The sequence below is a fragment of the Nostoc sp. FACHB-888 genome (genome assembly GCF_014696655.1).
Classification (GTDB): domain Bacteria; phylum Cyanobacteriota; class Cyanobacteriia; order Cyanobacteriales; family Nostocaceae; genus Nostoc.
Window position 1 is genome coordinate 25,210 of record NZ_JACJQM010000011.1, and the last position, 26,998, is coordinate 52,207.

Below are 26,998 nucleotides of genomic sequence, written 5' to 3' on the forward strand. Positions count from 1 at the left end.
TATGGTCATCAACCAAGTTAGGATCAAAGACTTTGAGGGGCAACTGTACACCCTTAAAGGAAATGAACCAATACTGCTAGACGACCCACAGACCATTTGGGTGGTGCAGTCCGGCTCTGTAGCGTTGTTTGCTGTCACAATTAAAAATGGCATCACGGAAGGAACTCGCCGTTATTTGTTCACTCTTCATCCCGAAGAAGCACTTTTCGGAACAGCTTCTGACTGTATTCATCAGCACCGCCAACTTTTAGCAGTGCCGATGGGAGAAACAGAATTGCTGAAGGTAGAGCGAGAATACTTTGAGGAGTTAGTTGTTGATGGGGATACTAGAATAGTTTCTTTGGTGGAGGGTTGGGTCGAGCAAATCAACACTACACTTTCCCATATCGCCAGCCCAGCAATTCAAGTCCAGGCAGCAGGAGAAGCGCGATTTTCTCTAATTGATGGTCAAACTCTCCAGCCGGAACCCCAGGCGATCACCTGGGTACAAATTCAGCAAGGAAATGTCCGATGGATGGGGCTTGAGGAACTAACTCTAGATCCGACATCGGGAATTTTCCCCCTCAGCGATGGTATATGGTTACAAGCTGTGGGGGAGGTTCAGCTTGCCACGGCTTCCACAAGCGCTATCCGCAACGCAGATATCCTGCTTGAGGGACTTTCCCAGTTTCATACTCAACTGCTGGAATATATCAACTTCGTAGAACAACAGGAAACCCAAGAAGAACTACAACGGCTGAGTGATCGGGAACGTCTCAATCGTCAGGTGACAGCAGAAGCTCTAGGCGAACTAGCATCTTCTTTAGGAACTCAAGAAGCAACTTTTTTCCTGCAAGGTGCGCCGTTGTTAGTTGTTGCTGGTGCTGTGGGCAGGTGTTTAGGTGTAAAAATTCGCTCCCCAGCTAAGTCAGAGAACCTCAAGCGGGTGAAGGAGCCATTGGAGGCAATTGTTAGAGCTTCGCGGTTAAGGATGCGACAGATTTTGTTGCGGGATAACTGGTGGGAAAAGGACTGTGGCCCTTTGGTTGCCTACACCCAAGAGGATAACCGACCAGTGGCACTTCTGCCCGTTTCTGTCACTCGCTACGAAATCTTTGATCCTAGCGTTGGCACTCGTCATCCTGTAGATGCCCTTATTGCTTCTACACTAGCGCCCGTTGCTTATATGTTTTATCGGTCTTTGCCCGATAAAGTTCTCAACGCTAGCGATTTATTTCGGTTCGCGCTTAAGAATCGTGGCAGAGATATACTAATCGTTTTTTTGACTGGGATTGCCGCGACACTGCTGGGAATGCTCACACCCCACGCCACTGCCATTTTAATTGACAACGCCATTCCAGATAGCGATCGCGGATTATTACTACAAGTTGGTTTGGGGTTGCTGGTTGCAGCTTTTGGGATGGCAGTATTTCGGCTGGCTCAAGGATTTGCCCTCTTGCGGGTGGAAACTATTTCCGATGCCTCCACCCAAGCTGCTGTGTGGGATCGGCTGCTAAACTTGCCAGTATCGTTTTTTCGCCAGTACACCACAGGGGATCTTCAGTCTCGTGTGACATCGATTAGTACAATCCGTCGCCTACTAAGTGGCACAACCCTGATTACTCTAATCACTGGTTTGTTCTCATTATTAAACTTAGGACTTTTGTTTTACTACAGCTGGAAATTAGCTTTAGTTGCTGTGGCTGTAGCAGTAGTTGTGATCGCTGTCACTACACTTTCTGGTATGCTGCTCGTCCGCAAAGTTCGCCCACTGCTGGAAATAAAGGGAAATATCTTTGGGCAGACAGTACAACTAATCAATGGTATTTCTAAACTGCGTGTGGCTGGGGCCCAAGAGCGCGGTTTCGCCTCTTGGAGTAAAAACTACAGTCGGCAAATAAAACTGGAACTTAGCACCCAGAATGTTGAAGACGGTGTTGCCCTTTTCAATACAGTGATGCCCACGGTAACTTCTGGCATTCTGTTTTGGTTTACCATCCAACAGCTTCAGGAGGCTCAGACGACAGGTGCGATCGGACTAACAATTGGGACTTTCCTAGCTTTTAACAGTGCTTTTAGTACTTTTATTAAAGGTGCTACAGACGTAAGTAATACAGTTACAGGCGCTTTGCAAGTTGTTCCTCAGTGGAAACGCGCTCAACCAATTTTAGAAACTATACCAGAAGTGGATCTGGGCAAAGCCGATCCTGGTCAGCTTATGGGCAAAATCGCTGTAGATCATGTCACATTCCGCTACCGACAAGATAGCCCTCTGATCCTAGATGATGTGAGTTTGTATGCCGAGCCTGGGGAGTTTATTGCACTTGTAGGCGGTTCTGGGAGCGGTAAATCTACTATATTTAGATTGCTATTGGGGTTTGAGACTCCTGAAGATGGCACTATCTATTATGATGGTCAAGATTTGTCTGGCTTGGATGTTGAGGCAGTGCGCCGACAGTTAGGTGTCGTTCTGCAAAATGGCCGGATTATGTCAGCTTCTATTTTCGATAATATTGCTAGCGGCGCTGGGATCACACTCGATGAAGCTTGGGAGGCAGCGCGGATGTCTGGCTTTGCTGACGATGTTGCAGCCATGCCAATGCAAATGCATACTGTGATTAGTGAAGGAGGTGGCAATCTCTCTGGAGGGCAACGACAACGATTATTGATTGCTCGCGCTTTGGCATTAAAACCCCGCATTTTATTATTCGATGAAGCTACCAGTGCGCTAGATAATAGAACCCAGGCGATTGTCAGTGAAAGCTTGGATAAGTTACAAGTTACCAGGATAGTTATTGCTCATCGACTTAGTACAATCCGTAATGCTAACCGTATTTATGTACTTCGAGCAGGTAGAGTTGTACAACAGGGAACTTTTCAAGAGCTAGCTGCTGTTGAAGGGCTGTTTGCCCAGTTAATGGCTCGGCAAATGGCGTAATTACTTGAGATTTATGAATAATACGATTCCCCTACACCCCACAAGACAATCGCACACCACAGACTTATACCCGCTTCTAAAGTTAACCCAAACCTGCCACTTGCCTAAATACCCATTCCAGTAAGGCTCACCGTCAGTAAGGCATCATGTAAAAATAAGTTGTACAAATTTAATTTGGAATAAGCTGTTAGCCTTACTTTCCAATCAAAAGTGTTCAAGTTATTTTTGCGCGACTCCTAACACCGACAGCCTCACCAACTGTGGGGGTTGGGTTATTTATTGATGGGGCGGTTGATTCTATAGCACACTTCAAGAGAAGCATTATTAATTAATTGAGGCAGCAAAAGCGATCGCTTACTCTAATTCTCCCCTAGTTCTCCCCGATCACACTTTAATCTTAAAAGTCTAGAAGACTTAAGGCTCTAGGCGCTTTCAGTAGAGAGGAGAACAATGCAACTAAAACATAGCCACATCTTTCGCCCAGAAGCCCTAGATCGCTTATCTTCACCAGAACAACTAGATCAAGCAATCCAAGTTGTCAAACCTCAAGCTTGGTTAACTTTATCTACTTTGAGTTTTGTGGTTGCTGTGGCTGGTGTCTGGAGTGTGTTTGGTAGAATTCCTCTCACTGTCACAGGTCAAGGTATATTGATTAAGCCGCACCATATTGTGGAATTTCAAGCACCCAGTTCTGGCCCATTACTAACTTTAAAGGTCAAGGCAGGGGATATTATTAAACAAGGTGATGTACTAGGGATAATCGACCAATCAGCACTGAAGCAGCAACTACAACAAGAGCAAGTAAAGTTGCAACAGTTGCAAACCCAGAATCAAGAAACTGACAGGCTACAAAAGCTGCTGATTGACCAACAAATTATCACTCTTGGACAGCAAAAATTGGATTTAGAAAATAATCTGCATCGAGAGCAAAGTGCGCCCAAGTTACGCGATCAGACACTGAGAGCGATCGCTCAAAAACGTCAAAGCATTAATTCCCGCAAACAACAAATTAATTACTTACTCAAAACTCTTAAAGGACGGGTTGATAACCGTCGTCAGCTTTTTGAGCAGCATGTCATCAGCCAAGATATGCTGGTGCAAGCTGAACAGGAATATTTTAATACTCAAAGCGAACTATCAAATATTGACGTGCAACTGAAGGATCTTGAAATTCAAGAAACCACCACGCAACGAGAATATCTGGAAAATCTTAATAGAATTGACGAAATTAAAACCAAAATTAAAGATATCAATAGTCAAAATACTAAACTACGCGAACAAGACCTGAAGCAATCAATTGACAAAACTAATCAAATTCAGGAAATAAAGCGCCGTATTGCCCAATTAGAATTGCAACTATCTCAAGAAAGTAGAATCATTAGCAAATACAATGGTCATATTTTAGAAGTAAGTGTTGTTCCTGGTCAAATGATGAATCCGGGTATTCGCTTGGGTTCAATTGAAGCTGAACAGCCAAATTCAAAACTTGTGAGTCTTGTTTACTTTGCTAATAAAGATGGTAAGCAAATCAAGCCAGGAATGGCTGTACAAGTAACTCCCAGCTTTGCCAAACGTGAACGCGAAGGTGGCATTGTCGGAACGATCGCAGATATTTCTTCATTTCCGGTAACTACACAAGATATTACAGCGATCGTTGGTAACAAAGAAATAGCCGCCAGTCTCGCGGGTAAAAGTGAAGGCCAGGTGCAAGCTTTTGTCCAACTCCAAGAAAACCCGACTTCAATCAGTGGCTACAAATGGTCATCATCTGATGGCCCAGCCTTAAAAATATCTTCCGGCACAACTACCTCTGTTCAAGTCAAAGTCGGAGAAAAAGCACCTATTTCTTATATTATTCCTATGCTACGCTCTTGGACGGGGATTTATTGAATTGGGGATTAGGGACTAGGGATTGGGGTTAAAACTTGAAGGTTCACCCTCAGAAGCTCAACTTCCACCCTCAGAAGCTCAACTTCCATCCTCAGAAGCTCAACGTCTAAGTTTTAACTTTCCCTTTCCCCATGTCCAATACCCAATCCTCAATTCCAAAATTTAAACCGCATCGTGTTCGTACTTCTACACTTTTACAAATGGAAGCGGTGGAATGTGGTGCAGCTGCTTTAGGAATAATTCTTAGCTATTACGGACGGATTGTGCCACTGGCTAAATTGCGTGAAGAATGTGGTGTCTCACGGGATGGAAGTAAAGCTTTTAATATCCTCAAAGCTGCCAAAAACTATGGACTCAATGCTAAAGGTTTAAAACTGTCTCTAGAAAAAGTGACAACTACCCGTCTTCCTTACATTGCTTTTTGGAATTTTAACCATTTTCTTGTGGTAGAAGGATATAGCAAAAAACGCGTCTACCTCAACGATCCTGCTAATGGTAAAAGAACAGTGAGTTGGGAAGAGTTTGATCGCGCATACACGGGTGTTGTGCTGGTGATGGAACCAGGAGCAGACTTTCAGAGGGGAGGCAAAAAAAATCACATTGTCTCAGCTTTAAGTAACCGCTTACAAAACTCATGGGGTACTATTTTATTTTGTTTGCTAGCGGGCTTATTGCTAACATTGCCTCGATTAGCTGTGCCAGCATTTTCTCAGGTATTTCTCGATGAGATTTTAATTCAAGACCGACAAGATTGGTTACGACCTTTACTGTTAGGAATGCTGATCACTACTTTATTGCGGGCGTTTCTGGCTAGACTGCGGCTTACCTACCTGCGCCGATTGATGGTGAAGTTGTCAGTCAGTATGTCAGGACAGTTTCTTTGGCATATCTTGCGATTACCCATCGGGTTTTATGCCCAACGCTTTGCTGGAGAAATTAGTAGTCGGATGCAACTAAATGACAAGGTTGCGGAAATACTTTCAGGGCGTTTAGCAACCACTGTAATTGATACAGTAATGATGGTCTTCTACCTGCTGATTATGATTCAGTACGATCGCTTGCTGAGTGCGATCGCAGTCAGCTTTGCTGCTATCAACATTCTTGCTCTCCTATTTTTATCGCAAACTCGCGTCGATGCCAATATGCGGCTGGCTCAAGAACATGGCAAGGTAGCTGGGGTAGCGGTTAGTGGTATCCAAACAATAGAAACAGTCAAAGCTTCTGGACTGGAGTCAGATTTATTTGCTCGGTTTGCCGGTTATTATGCTAAAGCAGTTAACGCCGAACAGCAATTAGGTTTACAAACTCAAATTATCACTACGTTACCGACGATTTTAACAGCCCTGACCACAGCTTTTATATTGCTAGTTGGTGGTTTACAGGTAATGAATGGAAGTCTTAGTATTGGGATGCTGGTTGCCTACCAAAGTTTAACGCAAAGCTTCTTAGAACCAGTTAATAGCCTCGTCAATTTTGGCAGTACTTTGCAAGATTTAGAAGCTGACTTAAACCGCCTTGATGATGTGCTTCAAAATTCCGTTGATTCGGAAGTGGAGGAGAGCAGGCGGGGAGGGGGAGCAGGGGGAGCAGGGGAGGCAGGGGGAGCTAGGAGAGAAATTACTTCTTCATCTCTCTGGCAATTACAGGGTAACGTTGAGTTACGAAATATCACCTTTGGCTACAGTCCTATAGAACCTCCGTTAATTGAGAATTTGAGCTTGAGTGTCAAGCCAGGGCAAAGGATAGGGCTGGTGGGGGGAAGTGGTTCTGGTAAATCTACAATTGCCAAATTAATTTGCGGTCTTTATCAGCCTTGGGAAGGGGAAATCTGCTTTGATGGTGTAGAGCGATCGCAGATTAAACGCTCTGTCCTTGCTCATTGTTTGGCAATGGTTGAACAGGATATCTTTTTATTTGCAGGGACTGTGCGAGAAAATATCACTCTTTGGGACTCTACTATGCCAGAAGCTGATTTGGTGCAAGCTTGCCAAGATGCAGCTATTCATGATGCGATCGCATCTATGCCTGGAAAATATGACTTTGAGTTGATTGAGGGCGGCATGAATATTAGCGGTGGACAACGCCAACGTTTAGAAATTGCCCGCGCTTTGGTGAGAAATCCCGCAGTATTAGTACTTGATGAAGCAACAAGCGCTCTAGATGCCCAAACAGAACTGATTATTAATCGCAATTTACAACAGCGTGGTTGTTCCTGTATTGTAGTAGCCCACCGCCTCAGCACAATTCGCGATTGTGATGAAATTATTGTGCTAGAGCAAGGTAAAATCGTGCAGCGTGGCACTCATGAGGAATTATGGCAGCAAGGCGGAACTTATGTCCGCTTACTTCACGCGGTAGAGGCATAGTTGAGTAATGAATAGCCCGCAGGTGAATCCTTCTTCTAAACTTTACTCCTTTCAAGCAAACGAATCAGTACTGTTGAATGACTCCGAAAGATTCTGGATAGTGCAGTCTGGAACATTGGCGGTGTTTGCGACTAGAGTTAAGAACAGTTTACCAAAGGAACATCGCCGCTATCTATTTCATGTCAGCGCTGGTGAAGCCTTGTTTAGTGCAGTGTTATTACCGGAAGTAGTTGCACAAAGCCAATGGAGTTTTGTCGCGATCGCAATTGAACCCACTCAATTATGCCAGATATCAATGGTTGATTTGGTTCAGGGAATTGCGGCGGCTGACTCGCAAACCATAGAACTTTTAGAAGGTTGGGTAAATCATTTAGGGCAATCTCTTAACGTCCAGCAAACAGTTTTGGCTACACCATTAAACCAAGTGTCGGCATTTGAGCGGGATTTTTCATTATCGCCTGGTGAAACGCTACAGTGGAGGCAACAAACACTCCGATGGCTGAAGTTACAGCAAGGCAATACTCACTGGATGGGAGTTGAGGAACTAACCTTGAATTCCACCTCACCAGCATTTCCAATCACCAATGCGATGTGGCTGGAGGCAGAAAATGCGGTTATCGGAGAGATGTTGTCAACGGCAGATTTAAAAAATTCTGAGGAACTTCTGACAGGTTTAGCTAGTTTGCAGACTTATTTCTTTGACTACTTTAGTTTGTTGGCAAACAAAGAAGCAGAAGCAGAATTCCGGCAGTTTCAAGAACGCGAACAATTTAATCAACAAGTAATAGAGGCGGCACTCTCTGATTTAGCAGCAGTTTTGCAACCGCAGCAGGAGGCAGTTTTCTTTCAAGAGGGGTCGCCCTTACTGGTAGCATTTGGGGCAGTTGGGCGATCGCTGGGAATAGAGATTCGTCCACCAGTAGAGGATTTGAATTCTATTAAAGACCCTGTAGCAGCGATCGCCAGAGCATCACAAATTCGGATTCGGCGAATAACTTTAAAAGATGGTTGGTGGCAGCAAGATCAAGGGCCTCTGTTAGCTTATACCCAGTTAGAAAATCGCCCAGTAGCTTTGTTACCCACAGACAATAAGAGTTATATCATATTTGATCCTATAGCACAAACTCGCACACCTGTAAATGCTTCAATAGCAAAAACACTGAAATATGTAGCTTACGTTTTGTATCGCTCGTTACCCAAGGTTGTGAACAATGTCATTGAGCTACTTCAGTTTGGGGTGAAGGGCTATGAAAAAGACATTATTAATATTGTGATTGTGGGGATAATGGGGACATTGCTGGGAATGATTGTACCCCAGGCAACCATAATATTAATCAACAATGCCATTCCTGATAGCGATCGCGCCTTACTGTGGCAGATAGGATTGGTATTGTTAGCAGCAGCTTTTGGGCAGTTAGCTTTTCAAATTGCCCAAAGTATTATCACCCTACGAGTCGAAAGTGCTACTAACAGCGTATTGCAGCCAGCCATTTGGGATCGGCTGCTGAGATTAAGTCCAGGTTTTTTTCGTCAATACGCTTCTGGAGATTTGGTCAACCGCGTCATGGCGGTGAGACAAATTCATGATCAACTCAGTGGTGCGACCCAAAGGACTTTGTTGAGTGGAGTTTTTGCCTTATTCAACTTAGCGCTGATGTTTATTTACAGTTGGCAACTTGCTCTTGTGGGAGTCAGTTTAGCAATTATTGCTGCTGTAGTAACGACTATTTCTAACTTTCTATTAATCAAGAAATCACAAAAACAGCAAGAACTAGATGGTGTAATTCAAGGACTCACCGTGCAACTGATCAATGGTGTGGCCAAGCTGCGGGTAGCAATGGCAGAAGAACGAGCATTTGCAGCTTGGGCAAAAAAGTACAGCCAGCAGATCCGCTTGAAGGCAAGTTGGCAACAAATAAAAGATGGCGTTTCTATATTTAACGAAGCCCTCCCTTTAATCAGTACATTGCTGCTATTTGGGTTTATTATGCTGTTGATGCAGACACGCTTAAATATTGGTACATTTGTTGCTTTTAACTATGCTTTAACAATTTTTATCAAGGGAGTGACTGACCTGAGCAATACCGTAACCGACATCTTGGGTATCGTACCAATTTGGGAACGGGCCAAACCGATTTGGCGATCGCAGCCAGAATCAGACTCAACTAAGACAAATCCTGGTGAGTTAAGCGGTCGCATTGTGCTAGATCGTGTCAGCTTTCAATACTCCCAGAACAAAAGTTTAATTCTTAACGATGTCAGTCTCCATGCCGAACCAGGAGAATTTATTGCGATCGTTGGCCCTTCTGGAAGCGGAAAATCAACAATATTGCGGTTGTTATTGGGGTTTGAGACTCCATTAACAGGCAGCATTTACTATGACGGTAAAGACTTGACAGAGTTGGATATTCAGGCTGTGCGAAGACAGTTAGGAGTGGTGCTGCAAAATGGCAAAATCGGCACAGGCTCAATTTTTGATAATATTACTGCTGGAGCTTTGGTGACGCAAGAACAAGTCTGGGAAGCGGCACGAATGGCAGGCTTGGCTAGTGACATTGAGCAAATGCCAATGGGAATGTACACCATAATTAGCGAGGGAGGTACTAATCTTTCTGGTGGACAACGACAAAGATTATTAATTGCGCGATCGCTTGTTTCAAAGCCTAAAATTATCTTGATGGATGAGGCTACCAGTGCTTTGGACAATCGCACCCAGGCAATTGTGACTGAAAGTTTAGCGAAATTAAATGCTACCAGAGTGGTGATTGCCCATCGCCTCAGCACGATTCGTAATGCCGATCGCATCTATGTTATTGATGCTGGTAAAGTCGTGCAAGTAGGTAATTTTGCGGCATTGATTGCCCAAGCAGGTTTATTTGCCAAACTGGTAGCCCAACAGTTAGAAGGTGAGCTTTAGTTCTGCTTCAGCATGGAATTAGCAACTTGGTATAGAGATTGTATGTTTATTCCATCATTAGGATACTCAACCACAGCAAAATTGCAACTAGCCTGGAAGCGATCGCCATTGGGGGCTGTAAATACTTGCTGCCGGAGCTTGGTTAAAATGTCATTAAGGCGATGTTGGATGACGAGCCGTTCTGTTTCAGTAAAGCCAGAAATTCCCACCATAAATTCTCCGTTACCCCAATAGCTCAATATTTCACCATTGCAAAATGCCGACTGGAATAGACGACTCCATCGTTGCAACACTTGATTACCAGCCTCATGGCCGTACTGGATATTAATTTGGCGTAAATCATTGAAATTCAAGATCGCCAAGCAAACCGATTGCTGATTTTTCTCGGCTTTAGCAATCAGGTGCTGTAAGTCCCGGCTAGACTGGAACTGATTTGCTAGTCCGGTTATGGGGTCTTTAGTAGAGAGTGATTGGAGTAGGCGACTGCGTTCTAGGCGATGGGTAATCCTTGCCAGCAATTCTGCCCCCACAACGGGTTTAACTACATAATCATCTCCTCCAGCAGCAAACACCTGCTGCACAGTTTCCATCTCTCGGTGAGCCGTTAGAAATACAATTGGCAATTCCTGCCATTGAGGATCTGTGCGAACTGCTTGGCAAAGTTCAATACCACTTATTTCTGGCATTTCCACATCCAAAATCAACAAATCTGGTGCAGTAGATTGCAATACCTCCCAGAAACGCCGAGGATCGTCCAATCCGGTAATTCGCATTCCCCAAGGTTCTAACATTGGGCCTAGCGCTGCTAAAATTAGTGGATCATCATCAACTACTAATACATTTACTGTTAAAGAACGGGTAAACTCTAATATTTGAGACGCAGTTTCCCAAACTTGGCTTGCTGTGACAGGCTTGACGAGAAAACCCCGTGCCCCAGACTGAGCCAAAGTTACACGATCCACTAGCTGATCAGTGACAGCCAGCGCCAGAACAGGTACAGGAGGGGTATGTGTTGCTAAGTCCAACATTAATGCCAAACTTTCCTCTCGCAGCCCAATCTCATCTATATTTAGCACTACTAAATCTGGTGATGTGGTTTGCAAGAAGTTTTTTGCACCTTCTAACGTTGTTGTTTGCTGCCAGCGCATTTCCAGAGAATATGCCAGTTGTTGCAACTGTGAACCAAGTTGTAAATCAGGGTCAATCAGCAGTAACTTAGGACTTATCTCTTCCTCAATTGAGGTAGCAGTTTGATTAACTACCTTTTGCGCCATTAGGTTTAATAATTTACCTAACTCTTGTATCAGCGATATTAATTGGCTTTTTTGGGCTGCTAATAATTCTGTATCTTTGTCTAAAATCTGTTCAATTTCCCGTGCTATTTGAGTTCCTGCTTCTTGCTCAAACATTCCCAAAACACCAGCTAGCTTGTGCGCTTCCCGCCCAGCCGATTTACGTGATTCTGTAGTTAGTGTGCCGCTAGAGAGTTCTGTTGCAGCTTGTTGCAGTACCTCCATTCGCTGCATCATTAGCCCCTGGTATTGACTCCACAACCCACTCATTGCTTGCTTAAACTGTTGTTCAACGGATGGGGAAGTATCGGGTATGGAGGAATTCTGAACTGGATTTTTTTGAGTTATTTCTTTTTCGCTTTTTCCACTACTAATAGCTTTTTGAGATAAGCGATATCCCAAACCATAAACGTTTTCAATCCAGTCTACGGCTCCCACTACTTTCAACTTGTGTCGCAACCACTTAATATGGGACTTAACAGTTTCCTCTTGGGGTGGGTCGTCAAAAGTCCAGAGATGTTCGATAATATCTCCCCGACTAAAAACCCGCAATGGATTCCGCAGTAATAGCTCCAGCAGACTATATTCTTTGGGTGTCAAATCTAGAACTTGATTATCGTATGTTACCTCGCAAATGCTTGGATCTAAACGCAATGCTCCAACTTCTAGCACTGGAGAACGGGGAGTATCGCTGCGACGTAACAAAGCGCGTACCCTTGCTTGGAGTTCTCCCAAATTTAAAGGTTTAATTAGATAATCATCTGCTCCAGCATCGAGTCCACGAATGCGATCGCTAGTTTCATCTTTTGCTGTGATCAATAAAATAGGAGTGGAACAGCCAATAGAACGTAAGCGCTGACATAAAGTAATGCCATCCACTTTCGGCAGCCCCACATCTGTTAATATTAGGTCGTAGTTAGTACCTTGAGAATATTCCCAGCCAATTTGTCCGTCTTGTGCGAGTTCAACAGCATAATGTTGTTGGCTAAGAGACTGCAACAAAACACTTGCTAAAACTTCGTCATCTTCAATCAGCAAGATTCTCATTGCAACACTACCTTTCTTGATCACACAGGGGTATTTTTGTGATCATATACCTGACTTAAAACATCCTCTTAAATCTAATAATAAGTAGTGATGAAGATATTCCCTTATTTTCAGAGCAGGGTCGGGAAATAAATCAGTTGACACTTCTCATTCTAAGGAAATAAATATCTCCAAAATTATGCGTTACCTGAAACTCTTGTAGAGACGTTGCATTGCAACGTCTCTACATTCTTTTTCACTCCTATGTCTAATGATGATGGTGATGGTGATGGTGGTTATCCCCAGCGACTTGGGGATTAACTGCTAAAGTTTCTTCTGACAACAACTCTGCAATATGAGCATCAGCCCATTGTGCCGCCATAGCCAAGAATTCTGGATGATCGTTTACGCAAGCCATTTGCACGTAGTTCGTACCAGGATGCTGTTTTTCCAAAGCATGGATGATGTGGTGTACATCCAATAAAGTTTCGTGGTTTTCTGTGGCAAAGCCAATTGGCATAAAAATTACCACTTTTGCACCCAGTTGAATCAGGTTATTTGCGGCTTGCTCGGCGTTTGGCTGTGTCCAATCAATTAAAGGCGTGTCATGATTAAGCCAACCCACCGAGATTAACGGATAGCGGTTAATTAACTTATCCCGAACTAAATCGTACATTGCTTCACTTTCGGCAATCCCAGAAGTAAAGCCTTTAGCTTTATGGGGACAGCCGTGATTCATTAACACAATACCGATTTGAGAAGGTAGATAAGCTGCGCCTAACTCAGCAATTTTCTCCTCAACCAGATGAGCCATCAAATCGATGTAGGCTGGTTCGTTGAAGAAAGAAGGAATGTAACGCTGTGCTTTAATCCAGTGTTCCTCACCATCAGTCAACTCAACGAGAGCATTGTTAACTTGCTCGATCGCAATCCCACTAGTAAAGATAGAATCAACAACCAGCAGTGGGTAGATCAGTAGTTTCTCGAAGCCTTGGTTTTTGACTTCTGCCAAGACTTGATTAGGTAGAAAAGGGGCGCAAAAGTTAAAAGCTTTGAAAACTTGAACCTTATCACCCCATTTTTCTTGTAATTGCTTCTCAATCCCAGCCCGTTGCTGTTCAAAGATGGCATTGTGTGGGGAGATAAAATCGTGGTGTGTGTGTCCCCACTCATGGCGGTCAAATAGCGCCAAAAGCTTTGCCAGAGGCGGATAAATCCAGGTTGGTACCGGTGCAAATTTTGCTGTCAGTAGATTTAAAGCCTGTTCGTTATAGTTGGCGAAATCTTCGTAGCTTTCGACTTCGCCGTAGCCCATAAGCAGTACGGCTACACGGTCTTTACCTGATAGATGCTCGTGGGTGTGTTGTACTTTTTCCGGCGTGGCAACCACAATTAGTTCCTCAATATAACCAGAGTGCAGAGAAATATAAAATAAGGGAATAGCTTACACATTTCCCCTTCCTTACTTGTAACTTATTATCCCATCCAGGGGCATAGGATAGGTGAGAAAATTAAAACAATACATCAAAAGTAAGACTTTCGTGGGGGATTGGGTATTAAAAAAAATCTTTGGGCTTGCACGGTTGTGTATATCGTGTTAAGGCGGCGGTTCTCGTTTACGTGAGGTACACCTGTAAGGGCACGGCAGTGCCCATTAGTGTCAACTTAACTTCAATTTTCTATGCTCAATACCCAATAACCAATTTTTAGAATATACAGATGAGTATAATTATTTGCCCTGGAATCCATGAGCCAGACTTAAGTGAAAGCTTTAAAGTCGGATTATTAGATATGGTTGCTAATGGCACTATCAGCCAAAATCCAGCAAATATACTGCTTTATCCCGGTAAAGATATTTTAGTTTTATCAGCATTTCATATCTTGCAGTTTTTGCGCGTTAGCGTAGCTCACAGCAGGTATGGCTTGAGCGACTCTTTAAAATCACCAATTATATTTATTAGCTTTAGTGCTGGCGTAGTCGGGGCAATAGGAGCAGCGCATTTGTGGCAACTCTTGGGTGGTCGTGTCAAAGCGTTTATTGCTATAGATGGATGGGGAGTACCTCTACAGGGTAATTTTCCTATTCATCGGATGAGCCATGATTATTTTACTCATTGGAGTTCATGTTTGCTAGGTAGTGGGCAAAATAACTTTTATGCACAGCCAGCAGTTGATCACTTGTCAATTTGGAAATCGCCCCAAACTGTACAAGGCTGGTGGGTAGATTCATCCATTGGAATTTATCCACCTAAAGGTTATCTGACAGCTACTGAGTTTTTGCTTATGCTGTTAAAGCAGTATGAAGCAAATTAGTCCGGACAATAGAATTATGAGTTAGGAGTTAGGAGTGGGGAAGGGAGAAGCTTACAGGTGACAGGGTACAGGGGATAGTCAAAAAAAACTATGCCCAATGCCCAATGCGACATACCCCATGCCCCATGCCCCATGCCCCATGCCCCATCTACCCAAAGTATCTAAATGTTTCCAACTGAACCGGCTGCTGTTAATAACGGGTTTAGCGCACTGCTAAAAAACCGTGGTTTTATGCTCCTGTGGATTGGGCAATTGGTGTCCCAGTTAGCAGATAAGGTCTTCTTCGTTTTAATGATTGCTCTGCTGGAGAACTACTCACCACTTCCTGGGTTGGCACAAAACTCGATGTATTCAACCTTGATGCTGTCGTTTACAATACCAGCAATTTTGTTCGGCTCTGTCGGTGGTCTCTTTGTTGACCGCTTGCCAAAAAAGCTGATTATGATCGGCTCAGACATTGTGCGTGGACTGTTAACACTGTGTCTTCCCCTTTTGCCACGAGAATTCCTGATTCTGTTAATTCTTACTTTTGCCATTTCCACAGTGACGCAATTTTTTGCACCAGCTGAACAAGCAGCCATTCCCTTGTTGGTGAAGCGAGAAAATTTGTTGGCAGCCAATGCGCTGTTTAGCAGCACAATGATGGGAGCTTTAATTGTTGGCTTTGCTATAGGAGAGCCGATTTTGAGTTTGGCGAAAGACTTGATGGGAGCAGAATACGGTCAAGAAATTGTAGTTGGTGGATTATACATATTGTCGGCTGCGATCATGCAGCCAATTAAATTTAAAGAACACAACCCTCAAGGGGAAGATAAGGCATCAAATCACCCTTGGACCGAATTCACCGCAAGTCTGCGCTATCTCAAGAAAAACCGTTTGATATTGAATGCCATGCTGCAACTGACAACCTTATATTGCGTGTTTGCAGCCTTAACGGTACTGACAATTCAATTAGCCGAGGAGTTTGGCTTAAAAGAAAAACAGTTTGGCTTTTTCTTGGCAGCAGCAGGCGTAGGTATGGTATTTGGCGCAGCGATTTTAGGTCACTGGGGTGATAAATTGCATCACAAGCCTTTACCTTTAATTGGATTTTTGATGATCGCATTAGTTTTAGGGGTGTTTACTTTTACGCACAACTTATTACTGGCACTAGGACTCTGTGCAGTTTTGGGTATAGGTGCTTCCCTAATTGGCGTACCCATGCAAACTTTAATTCAACAGCAAACACCATCTACCATGCACGGTAAAGTGTTTGGCTTTCAAAATCATGCCGTCAACCTCGCTTTGGCCTTACCTCTGGCGATTACTGGGCCATTAACTGATGCTCTCGGCTTGCGAACTGTGCTTGTAGCAATGAGTATTGTTGTGGTACTTGTCGGTGTTTGGGCTTGGAAAAATACTCGCAATGTCTTGCAAGACGTAATTTAATTAATGTAGGCTAATAGTCTAGATTTATATTTAATATAAGAATTAATAAGATTTTGATTGAAGTTTTCAATTAAAATGAAATCTTAAATACAGAATTTCAGCATTAACTTAAGCTATAGTCTGAGGTTTGACCGTGCGTTCACAAAGTGTCTCCGCAAGAGAATCGCTATCCCAAATCAGTCTCCCACAAACCGAGAATCACAAAGAATCTCGTATTTCTAGCCAGCCAGTCGTGCCCAAACGTGCATCTGGGGGTTTTGCTCTGCTTGACAGCCTTCATCGCCACGGCGTTGATTATATTTTTGGTTACCCTGGTGGGGCAATTCTACCAATTTACGACGACCTGTATAAGGTGGAAGCAACTGGTGCTATGAAGCACATTCTCGTGAGACACGAACAAGGCGCAGCCCACGCCGCTGATGGTTACGCTCGTGCCACAGGCAAAGTAGGAGTATGCTTTGGTACATCTGGCCCAGGAGCAACTAACTTGGTGACAGGGATCGCCACTGCCTATATGGATTCAATCCCCATGATTGTAGTCACCGGACAGGTAGCACGTCCATCGATTGGGACAGATGCCTTTCAGGAAACCGATATTTACGGGATTACGCTACCAATTGTGAAACACTCCTATGTAGTGCGTGACCCCAAAGATATGGCGCGAATTGTCGCCGAAGCTTTCCACATCGCTAGCAGTGGGCGTCCGGGGCCAGTTTTGATTGATGTCCCCAAAGATGTTGCATTAGAAGAATTTGACTATGTACCTGTGAAACCAGGTTCGGCAAAATTACGCGGTTATCGTCCCACCGTAAAGGGAAATCCTCGCCAAATTCATGCTGCGATCCAGTTGATTACTGAAAGCCGTCGTCCTCTACTGTATGTCGGTGGTGGTGCGATCGCAGCTAGCGCTCATGAAGAAATCAAAGAACTAGCTGAATTATTCAATATCCCTGTCACTACAACCTTAATGGGGATCGGTGCATTTGACGAACATCATCCCCTAGCTTTGGGAATGTTGGGGATGCACGGCACAGCTTACGCTAACTTCGCCGTTAGTGATTGTGACTTGCTGATTTGCGTCGGCGCTAGATTTGACGATCGCGTTACAGGCAAATTAGACGAATTCGCCTCCCGCGCCAAAGTAATTCACATCGATATCGATCCCGCAGAAGTCGGCAAAAACCGCATTCCTGAAGTGCCCATCGTCGGCGATGTGCGGAATGTGTTAGTAGACTTGTTGCGTCGCTGCAAAGAAACAGGCGTTAAGGCCACCCCTAATCAAAACCAAGAGTGGTTAAATTTAGTTAACCGTTGGCGCGATGAGTATCCTCTAATAGTGCCGCAGCATCCCGACACCATTTCACCCCAAGAAGTGATTGTAGAAGTCAGTCGCCAAGCACCCCAAGCTTACTACACTACAGATGTCGGACAACATCAAATGTGGGCAGCACAATTCCTCAAGAACGGGCCAAGACGCTGGATTTCTAGTGCTGGTTTAGGAACGATGGGTTTTGGCTTACCTGCGGCAATGGGTGCTAAAGTGGCGTTTCCTGATGAAGAAGTTATTTGTATCAGTGGCGATGCTAGTTTCCAAATGTGTTTGCAGGAACTTGGTACGCTTGCACAGTATGGGATAAATGTCAAGACAATAATTATCAATAACGGCTGGCAAGGAATGGTGCGCCAGTGGCAGCAAGCCTTCTATGGTGAGCGTTACTCATGCTCAAACATGGAAGTAGGGATGCCAGACGTAGAGTTATTGGCAAAAGCTTATGGCATTAAAGGCATGATAATCAGCGATCGCAGTGAATTAAAAGATGCGATCGCCGAAATGCTGGCACACAAAGGCCCAGTGATCTTGAATGTCCACGTCACCAGAGACGAAAATTGCTATCCAATGGTAGCTCCTGGCAAGAGCAACGCTCAAATGGTCGGTTTACAGAAGCAACCGCCGAAAGCAGCAGCAGAGCCAGTTTATTGTAGTAACTGCGATGCAAAAAATGCTCCCACCCATAACTTCTGCGCTGAGTGTGGGACGAAGTTGTAACGCTTTTTGATAAATTAAGACAATTTAACTGTTTTTATACGCAGAGCAATATATCCTCTGCGTATTTTTTATGAATAAATATTTATACCAATGTATATTTTGACATTCTTTTGGGAAACCTAAATTTAGGAAGCTTGATAAACCGCAAGGTATTACTTCCTGAAATATCACGTAACTTTTAAAGGATAATTATGTCTAAACGCAAGTTGCCCAAAGGCCGTAGCACCAGTTCAGTTGCTTTAGAACCAGAAGTTGCGATCGCAGTTATTGGACTCTTTTCCGCAGCTATTGACGGTGAAGGCATAACCATAGAAGAAGAATACGCGTTGAGTGAAATGTTGGGTGCTGTTTCCCAATTTGAAGATTACTCTGATGAAGACTTTGAAGAGTTGACCCAAAAGGTTGTCAGCTTGCTAGAAGAAGAAGAACCTGAAGTTTTAATCGAACAGGCGATCGCATCCTTACCAAATAAAGGTTATCGTGAAGCTGCATACATCACAGCTATCTTAGTTGTGGGGATTGATGAGGAAGTACCCGAAGCTGAACAAGATTATATCTCTGAGCTTCAAGAAGCCTTAAAGATTTCAGACGAACGGGCACAAGAACTTATAGACGAATTATTCGGGGCAGAGGAGGAAGAAGAGGAAGAAGAGTGTTAATTTCCTGCCGTCGAATTGACGTAAAAAAAATGCCACACCAAGGTATTATCATCAGGTAGTTTTACGAGCTATGTGATGACCAGAAAAATTTCTCTTAGCTTGATGCTGCTGTTTCTAGGTACTCAAATTGGTGTTACCCAGCCAGCAGCTAAAGCACAAACCCCAGCTGTACCAACAACTACCACAAAATCAATTTGCTCTACCCAACTAGGAACAGCTATAGATGCTGTAATCAATCGCCCATTATTCAGTCGGGTGCGCTGGGGAATTTTGGTGCAACCCCTGTCAACGGGGCCAATTCTTTACAGCCGGGATGCTCAAAAATATTTTACTCCCGCTTCTAACATCAAATTGCTGACAACAGCAGCAGCATTGCAGCAATTGGGTGCTAATTTTCGGATTCGCACTTCTATTTATCAGAATGGTAATGGTGTTTTACGTGTTGTCGGTAGGGGAGATCCCAGCTTAAGTGATACTCAACTGCAAACATTGGCACAGCAGTTAAAACAGAAAGGTATTACGCAAATTCAGCAGTTGATAGCTGATGATAGTTATATTCAAGGTGATATTGTTAATCCCACCTGGCAATGGGAAGATGTGCAGTCAGACTATGGCGCACCAGTCAGCAGCTTTATTCTAAATCAAAATATTTTTAGCTTAAAACTTGTACCGCAGGCTGTAGGTAAATCTTTACAAGTAGTGTGGACTGATATCAACGAGGCGAGACAGTGGCGGACAATTAATCAGTCTGTAACGGTTGCACAAAATCAACCAACTTACGTTAATGTTACCCGCGAATTATCAGGAACAGTATTACGGATTCAAGGACAATTAACAGCAAACTCTGAACCGTCTTTAATAGATTTGCCCGTAGTTGACCCTAATTATTACTTCTTACGGCGCTTCCGTACTGCTTTGGCAACAGAAAAAATTCCTTTGGGTCAAACATTAGTTGTAAGCGGTGGTGTTAATCAAGAAGAAATGGCATTTGTAGAGTCGCCACCTTTATCTGAATTATTAGCAGAAACGAATCTAAATAGTAATAATCTTTATGCTGAGGCCCTGCTGAGAGCATTAGCTGTAAAAAAACTCCGACTGAAAAATCAAACTAGTGCTGATCTAGGTTTGGAAGTTGTTAAAGCGAGTTTAACTCAATTGGGAGTTGATCCAGCAAATTATATTTTAGTGGATGGTTCGGGTTTATCACGTCGAAACTTAGTGACACCAGAAGCTTTTGTCCAAACTTTGCGAGGAATAGCAAGAACACCAACAGCATATCTGTATCGCGCATCTTTACCTGTGGCGGGTAAAAGTGGAACCTTGAAAAACCGCTTTCAAGACACATCTGCTGAGGGCATTGTGCAAGCAAAAACAGGTACGTTAACGGGTGTAGTTTCTTTATCTGGATATATGAATGCGCCTAAATATGAGCCGTTAGTTTTTAGTATTATCGTTAATCAATCAGAACAACCTGCAACAGTTGTGCGGCAGGTAATTGATGAAATTGTTGTGTTATTGACGCAATTACAGCCTTGTTAATATTATTGGCATCAAATCAAACAACAGGTTGACTAATTCGGAGTCCCATGATGTTCAAATCGCATTCAATGCTGTCAATTTCGGCAACTTTAGGTAAATGTCCCCAATCTTGAAAACCAAATGTTTCAAAAAGTTTTAAACTGGGTTGATTGTGAGCAAAAATGAAGCATACTAGGGTCTTTAAACCCAAACTAGGGCTTTCGCTAATTGCTTGTGCTAATAGTTGTCGCCCCAAACCACACCGTTGAAAGCGAGGGGCGATATAAATACTAATTTCGGCAGTAGAACTATAGGCGGGTCGTCCATAAAAGGATTGGAAACTAAGCCATCCAGCGATTACTCCTTCTACTTCGATTACCCAAAGTGGGCGTTGTAAAGGCGATCGCCCCTTAAACCAGGGAAGGCGACTTTCCACAGATACTGGCTCTAAATCAGCAGTTGCCATGCGGCTAGGAATTGCAGCATTGTAAATTGCCACAATGGCAGGCAAGTCAGTTTCAGTCGCATGGCGAATAGTCATTGCTACCGTCTCGGAAAAAAAATCTTGAGAAAATATTTAAAAATAATACAGCGTTACGGAAGCTGTAATACTATCTCACCAGAATAGTTTTGGCTCCCCGTTGCGCCGCTTGGATGGCAGCCGCAGTTAATATTAAATCTCAAACTTGATAACCTAACCTGAACCACTAAATGTTACATCTAGTATCGTTGAGCGGGAAAAAACCAACGTGAAAGCACAGGTATTTAGAGGCGTTAATCAACTTTCTTACGAAGATATCCCAGTTCCAACCTTAGAACCAGATGAAGTACTGGTACAGGTGCGGGTTGTGGGGTTATGTCAGTCAGATATTAAAAAAATTCGTTATCCACTGTATGAACCACCGCGCATTTTTGGACATGAAACTGCCGGCACGATCGCAGCAATAGGCAATAATGTCAAAGGTTGGCAAGTTGGACAACGGGTAGCAGTGATGCACCACATCCCTTGTATGCGTTGCGCCTACTGCCTAAATGATAATTTCTCCATGTGTGATGTTTACAAAAACATCTCCACTACCGCAGGCTTTAACGCCAGTGGTGGCGGTTTTGCTGATTATGTCAAGGTTCCCGGACATATTGTGGAAAATGGTGGGTTGATTCCTATCCCGGATAACATCAGTTTTGAAGAAGCGAGTTTTGTAGAACCAACTAACTGCTGCTTGAAGGCAGTGAGAAAAGCTCAAATTGCTCCAGGACAAACTGTATTAGTTACTGGTGCTGGGCCAATTGGGTTAATGTTTATCATGTTGGTGAAGTATTTCGGAGCAAAAGCGATCGCTACCGATTTACTACCCTCTAGAATTGACAAAGCCTTGAGTGTCGGTGCAGAGGCGGCTTTTGATGCCCGTGATCCCGATTTAACAGCAAAGATCCATGCCCTAACTGGTGGACTGGGTGTTGATGTTACCCTGCTGGCTGTTCCTAGTGAGAAAGCCTTTTTTCAAGCACTTGATAGTACTCGCAAAGGTGGCAAAATATTATTTTTCGCCGAATTCCCTGATGAGGTGGAAATTCCAATTAATCCCAATATCCTCTATCGTCGAGAAATTGACTTGATAGGAAGTTATAGCTCATCTTATCGGCTTCAGAGTTTATCAGCTGATATTGTATTTAATCAGCGAATAGATGTAAAAGCGTTGATTAGCGATCGCTATCCATTGAAAAATTTATCAGCAGCTGTTGAGCAAGCGATCGCACCTACACCCGATACTTATAAAATCTTAATTTATCCGTAACAGGGAGATTAGGGAGATGGGGGAGTGTTAAACCAATTCGCAATTCGCAATTCGCAATTACATTTTGTGTTAGCGAAGCGTTAGCGAGTCTGCGAGCGTCCGGGGATTTAGACCCCGACACAAAACGCGCTGCCTATAGAGGTAGGGGACTTAAACCCCCAAAGTTCGTTAAAAGTAGAATTTTAAAGCTCAAAGGTTTGACGATAAAGCTCAGAGGTTCAAAGATGAAGCTCAAAGGTTCAAAGATGAAGCTCAGAGGTTCAACGACCAAGCTCAGAGGTTCAACGACCAAGCTCAAAGGTTCAACGACAAAGCTCAGAGGTTCAACGATGAAGCTCAAAGGTTCAACGATGAAGCTCAAAGGTTCAACAATGAAGCTCAAAGGCTCAACGATGAAGCTCAAAGGCTCAAGTCTCATCCTCATCTCTCTCACTTTCCCCTTGTCCCCAACAAAATGCTTATTACCCTACTTTTCGTAGCTCTACTAGCTTTCTATGTCGCCTGGAATCTCGGAGCAAATGATGTTGCTAACGCGATGGGAACCTCTGTAGGCTCCAAAGCTGTTACCCTCAAACAAGCGATAATAATTGCCGGGATATTAGAGTTTACGGGTGCTGTATTGTTTGGACATGAGGTCACGGAAACTCTCGCAACGAAAATTGCGAATCCTGCTTTATTCGCAGCTACACCCCAAATATTCGTAACTGGAATGGTAACGGTATTAATATCCTGTGGTGTGTGGTTGCAAATTGCCACATCACGAGGTTTACCAGTCTCATCTTCTCATGCGGTTGTTGGTGCGATCGCTGGATTTAGTTGGGTAGCTTTGGGAGTAGGTGCAATTGATTGGTCATCAATTGGCTTGATCAGCATTGGCTGGGTTTTAACGCCATTAATTAGTGGTGCGATCGCTGCTTTATTTTACAGTCAAATCAAGCACTGGATTTTGGATCAACCCAATCAAGTAGTGCAGTTACAAGAATGGATTCCCTGGTTGAGTGCTGCGCTGCTAGGGGTATTTGGCGTAATTGTATTACCATCGCTGACTCAACCGCTAACCAATTTTGTAATTGAGCTTGGCTTTAATATCCCCGCTTACGACATCCCACTGTTAACGGGTGCTATAGCAGCAGTTGGACTCACAATCATTAGTTGGCGACAATTAGAGAAGACGGGAGATAACAAAGAACTACTCTCCACTTCCCAGTCCCCAATCCCCAATCCTGTAGAAAGATTATTCGCCCGATTCCAACTGCTAAGTGCTTGCTTTGTAGCTTTTGCTCACGGTTCTAATGATGTGGGAAATGCGATCGCTCCTTTAGCTGCGATCGTCTACATCAATCGCACTGGTAGCGTACCTACAGATGGTATCACCATCCCCATTTGGATTTTAATCCTTGGCGGTGCTGGTATTGTTGGTGGTTTGGCTGTCTGGGGTAAAAAAGTCATCGCCACTATTGGCGAAAATATTATTGCTTTGCAACCTAGTAGTGGATTTTGTGCCGAACTTGCTACTGCTACCACCATCCTCATCGCCTCCCGGCTAGGTTTACCAGTCTCCACCTCCCACGCTCTTGTCGGCGGTGTAGTTGGTATTGGACTAGTCCAAAATATCAAGTCGATTAAGTTTAAAACACTACAAGGCATTGCCGCCGCATGGCTAATTACAATCCCCGTGAGTGCTATCCTTAGCGCTGCCATCTTTAGCATCGCCAGGATTTTATTTCTCTAATAACTATTAATATTTCTCTAACTTTTTCTTCTACTGCATCTACTCATAGTAAACCTGGACTGCAACAACACCAAAAAAGCGCGTTTTTGCAGAACTGCTGCTCATTCATTAGAATGTTGTGCAGGGGATAGCGTAACTTTGAATTTCCACAACAAGATACTTTAATCTCCGTTTAGAGATATAAACTGTCACACAAGTTACATTCCACAAAAATTTACAGTTAATTTTGCAAGTCAGACAATTTTGTGGCGATGTCTGGGGACAAGCCGCTTTGCGCCTACGCACACGCATCTGTAAATCTTTGACAACTACTATCGGCAGCACAACAATAAATATCTATCTATTTGGAGTGGGATTTATTTAAAAGTAAAAATCTCATTAGCAAATAGTTGATGTAAATTAAACTGACCAAAAAAAAGGTTTTAGTTCAAGGCATTTACAGCCATACAGACAAACTAAAACTCAAAATCTAAAATCCAATGACAAAACACTTGTCAATGCTGAAGAAAATACTGTGTATTCAGTATTAGTACAAATTTAATACTTTGCCAAGTTGTGCTCAGTATGACAGAATTGCGCTGAAATGCGGAAGTGCTGTTAGAATTTTTAATTTATCTGACAAAATACAAGAAATTAGTATGAGCGCTAATAAAGTGTACCGGAAGCAGCTTTATCGTCAAGATGTTAGAGGTTAGAAGCTAATGGGGCGATTCGAGAAGCAACCAGAAAACCCAAGAGTCAGAGGCGAGCTATCCAGAGCAGCAGAAAATGCTCTTTGGGCTGTAGTTGAAGATTTAGAAAATCTTCAGCAGAATGTCCTCAGAGGGTTACAAGAAGACGTAAAGCGGCTTCAGTCAGAAAAAAATCGATTGTCTGATGACATTCAAAGCTTGCTAGAGGAAAAAGAGCATTTACAACAAGTGCGCCAAATTACTGAGCAGCAAGTGTTAATTCGGCAACTTGCAGAAGTTCTAGCAAAGCATATATCTTCACAATTGCAATCTTCTCTGGCAACTTTAGCGAACCAAACCATAGACGGCAAGTCTTATGAACAAGCTGCGCTTAAATCCGCTGAAGTAAGCACCAATGTAGTAGGTGAAATCAATGAAAAAGTCGAACATATGTTTGACAGCTTAGATGACACCGTTACTGTTACCTTTAACTCCCTGCAACAGGAGCTGAAGAACTATCAAAGTAATCTTTCCCAACAGTTGTCACGGATGTACAGCCAGCAGCAGCAAGGGGAAACGATTTTGACGGAGTTTGTTAATCGCCTGCATGGAGAACTAGAAAAAACTATAGAAGAAACTTCACGTAAATCAGCAACAACAGGTACACCTACTGTTTTGCAATTTACGGAACCAGAAAAAAACAGTTCTTTTGGGACATCCTCGCCACAAGTTGGCGAAGTAGCAAGAAATTTCTCTGAGCCAATTTCCCCCATCCCTAATAAATTTTCACCAAGGGAAACAATATCAGAGCCGACTGTTGTTAGAGAAAATCCCGCGAATCCAATTTCTGCCCCTAGCAAAGACTTGTCCCAAAGGGAAACTAAATCAGAGCCGACTGTTGTTAGAGAAAATCCCGCGAATCCAATTTCTGCCCCTAGCAAAGACTTGTCCCAAAGGGAAACTAAATCAGAGTCGACTGTTGTTAAAGAAAACGCCGCGAATCCAATTTCTGCTCCCAGCAAAGATTTGTCCCCAAGGGAAACTAAATCAGAGCCAAATCCTACCGTAGTTCCGCCACCAAAAGAAAACCCTACTGAACCAATTTCTGTCCTCAATAAAGATTTATCAGAAAGCGAAACTACATCAGAGCCTCCTATTGTATCTGTGCCACCGACGGAAGCAATACAGCGTTTACGGAGGAGAAACGCTGGTGAACCAACTTCTGTTACCCGCAAGAACGTGTCGCAGAGCAAAGTTAAATCCCCGCCTTCTACTGCGCTAGAGCCGCAGGCGGGAGCAAAACCTCCACAATCACGATCGCGCAATTCTTCAGGTTTATCGCCGCTCCAAATCGGTTTCTTATTAATTGTCTTATCGGCAGTATTATCGTCGCTTTACAACGTAGCCATTAAGATAATTTTCCACGAAGGTTCTCAAATTTTTGGAGTATTAGAGGTAGAGCGCTTGCTGCCGCCGACTTTGGGCAATACTCTGTTAATTTTGACCCTACGGTTTATGGTAGTGGTACCACTGATGGTACTGTTATCTCCAATACTGCATCCAACATTGTGGCAAGACTTAGAAAACTTGGCTAACTCAGCCCGAGGAAATCCCACAGCTGCTAATACAGCTAGCAAGCGGATTTTGCTGTATTCAATTATGAGTGGGTGCTTTTTGTTTTTGTCTCAGGTACTCATATACACTGCGATCGCCCAAGTCACAACTGGAATGGCGATCGCACTGTTCTTTATCTATCCAATGGTTAGTGGTCTATTCTCGTGGTTTTTGTTCCGTGATCGCCCTACCATATTCCGCATCGGTGCGATCGCCGCGATATGCTGCGGTGAATTGTTGGTTTTGGCAGGTTCTCCCAGCACAGGTATGGGTAATACTTCATTAGGAAGCAGCACCGCCATTCTTTCAGGCGTAGCTTTTGCTGCCTACATAATTCTGACGCGGGTTTGTGCTAGCAAACTGCATCCCGTGACTTTTACTTTAATTAACTTCGCTACCATGTTGCTGTTGAGCTTTATCTGCTTGATGCTACCTTTACCAGGCAGTTGGAACTTAGTAGTTGACCCCTCTAAGATGCTGGAACTGGTTTTAAGCGCATTTATTTTGGGTGTGCTGACTCTTGCGGGCTATTTGCTAAACAATATTGGTATCAGTAAACTAGGTGCCTCACGGTCAGCGCTCATCGGTGGTAGCATCCCAGTTTTAACCGTGATTTTCGCTGGGTTAATCATTCAAGAAAATTTAGATATTGTGCAAATCTTAGGAGTGTTGTTAGTAACCTTTGGCGCGGCTGCTTTCAGTTTTGAAACAATGAAAAATCAGGTTAAACCCTCTAGCCCTACCAATTAAATGACGAGTTCAATCAGGTCGTTAACTGTTAACTGTTGACGGTTAACGGTTATCAGTCAGCA

Annotated in this window: 16 protein-coding genes; 12 read left to right on the forward strand and 4 right to left on the reverse strand. The window is 43.5% G+C overall.

Annotated features, from left to right (window positions below):
• Position 1: 1 nt before the first annotated feature.
• From H6G26_RS09330 to H6G26_RS09345, 4 genes are all read left to right on the forward strand, one after another.
• A complete protein-coding gene (locus H6G26_RS09330) occupies positions 2–2,917 on the forward strand; it encodes an NHLP bacteriocin export ABC transporter permease/ATPase subunit (protein WP_190728986.1) in 2,916 nt (971 codons plus the stop codon).
• 450 nt (positions 2,918–3,367) lie between these two features.
• Positions 3,368–4,807 carry an NHLP bacteriocin system secretion protein gene (locus H6G26_RS09335; RefSeq protein WP_190728987.1) on the forward strand — a complete coding sequence of 480 codons (1,440 nt, stop codon included), beginning with the start codon at positions 3,368–3,370 and terminating at the stop codon, positions 4,805–4,807.
• A 131-nt stretch (positions 4,808–4,938) separates the two neighbouring features.
• Positions 4,939–7,173, forward strand: coding sequence for an NHLP family bacteriocin export ABC transporter peptidase/permease/ATPase subunit (locus H6G26_RS09340; RefSeq protein ID WP_190728988.1), 2,235 nt, complete (start codon positions 4,939–4,941; stop codon positions 7,171–7,173).
• 7 nt (positions 7,174–7,180) lie between these two features.
• Positions 7,181–10,090 (forward strand): NHLP bacteriocin export ABC transporter permease/ATPase subunit, encoded by a 2,910-nt coding sequence (locus tag H6G26_RS09345; protein WP_190728989.1) that lies wholly within the window; start codon positions 7,181–7,183, stop codon positions 10,088–10,090.
• On the opposite strand, the gene H6G26_RS09350 is transcribed toward H6G26_RS09345, so the two are convergent.
• Both H6G26_RS09350 and H6G26_RS09355 read right to left on the reverse strand, forming a co-directional pair.
• Positions 10,087–12,429: a response regulator gene (locus H6G26_RS09350; protein ID WP_190728990.1), complete on the reverse strand. Its 2,343-nt coding sequence runs from the start codon at positions 12,427–12,429 to the stop codon at positions 10,087–10,089. The two genes, H6G26_RS09345 and H6G26_RS09350, sit on opposite strands and share 4 nt — an antisense overlap.
• A 247-nt stretch (positions 12,430–12,676) precedes the next feature.
• Positions 12,677–13,798: a ferrochelatase gene (locus H6G26_RS09355; protein WP_190728991.1), complete on the reverse strand. Its 1,122-nt coding sequence runs from the start codon at positions 13,796–13,798 to the stop codon at positions 12,677–12,679.
• Positions 13,799–14,127: 329 nt separating this feature from the next.
• On the opposite strand from H6G26_RS09355, the gene H6G26_RS09360 reads away from it, so the two are divergent.
• From H6G26_RS09360 to dacB, 5 genes are all read left to right on the forward strand, one after another.
• Positions 14,128–14,721 (forward strand): hypothetical protein, encoded by a 594-nt coding sequence (locus H6G26_RS09360; protein ID WP_190728992.1) that lies wholly within the window; start codon positions 14,128–14,130, stop codon positions 14,719–14,721.
• A 165-nt stretch (positions 14,722–14,886) separates the two neighbouring features.
• A complete protein-coding gene (locus H6G26_RS09365; protein ID WP_190728993.1) occupies positions 14,887–16,149 on the forward strand; it encodes an MFS transporter in 1,263 nt (420 codons plus the stop codon).
• A gap of 133 nt (positions 16,150–16,282) precedes the next feature.
• Positions 16,283–18,196 (forward strand): biosynthetic-type acetolactate synthase large subunit, encoded by a 1,914-nt coding sequence (gene ilvB, locus H6G26_RS09370; protein WP_190728994.1) that lies wholly within the window; start codon positions 16,283–16,285, stop codon positions 18,194–18,196.
• Positions 18,197–18,387: 191 nt separating this feature from the next.
• The gene (locus H6G26_RS09375; protein WP_190728995.1) at positions 18,388–18,855 is read left to right on the forward strand and encodes a tellurite resistance TerB family protein; all 468 of its coding nucleotides are present in this window, start codon (positions 18,388–18,390) and stop codon (positions 18,853–18,855) included.
• 75 nt (positions 18,856–18,930) lie between these two features.
• On the forward strand, positions 18,931–20,394 hold the full coding sequence (gene dacB, locus H6G26_RS09380) for a D-alanyl-D-alanine carboxypeptidase/D-alanyl-D-alanine-endopeptidase (RefSeq protein ID WP_190728996.1): 1,464 nt from the start codon (positions 18,931–18,933) through the stop codon (positions 20,392–20,394).
• A 16-nt stretch (positions 20,395–20,410) separates the two neighbouring features.
• On the opposite strand, the gene H6G26_RS09385 is transcribed toward dacB, so the two are convergent.
• The gene (locus tag H6G26_RS09385) at positions 20,411–20,914 is read right to left on the reverse strand and encodes a GNAT family N-acetyltransferase (protein ID WP_190728997.1); all 504 of its coding nucleotides are present in this window, start codon (positions 20,912–20,914) and stop codon (positions 20,411–20,413) included.
• Positions 20,915–21,122: 208 nt separating this feature from the next.
• On the opposite strand from H6G26_RS09385, the gene H6G26_RS09390 reads away from it, so the two are divergent.
• The gene (locus H6G26_RS09390) at positions 21,123–22,169 is read left to right on the forward strand and encodes an alcohol dehydrogenase catalytic domain-containing protein (protein ID WP_190728998.1); all 1,047 of its coding nucleotides are present in this window, start codon (positions 21,123–21,125) and stop codon (positions 22,167–22,169) included.
• A 133-nt stretch (positions 22,170–22,302) separates the two neighbouring features.
• Here the strand turns inward: H6G26_RS09390 and H6G26_RS09395 are convergent, their stop codons facing one another.
• A complete protein-coding gene (locus tag H6G26_RS09395; protein WP_190728999.1) occupies positions 22,303–22,587 on the reverse strand; it encodes a hypothetical protein in 285 nt (94 codons plus the stop codon).
• Between the two features lie 36 nt (positions 22,588–22,623).
• On the opposite strand from H6G26_RS09395, the gene H6G26_RS09400 reads away from it, so the two are divergent.
• Together H6G26_RS09400 and H6G26_RS09405 are read left to right on the forward strand one after the other, a co-directional pair.
• Positions 22,624–23,901: an inorganic phosphate transporter gene (locus H6G26_RS09400; protein WP_190729000.1), complete on the forward strand. Its 1,278-nt coding sequence runs from the start codon at positions 22,624–22,626 to the stop codon at positions 23,899–23,901.
• Between the two features lie 701 nt (positions 23,902–24,602).
• Positions 24,603–26,936, forward strand: a complete 2,334-nt coding sequence (locus H6G26_RS09405) for an EamA family transporter (RefSeq protein ID WP_190729001.1) — start codon at positions 24,603–24,605, stop codon at positions 26,934–26,936.
• Positions 26,937–26,998 lie beyond the last annotated feature (62 nt).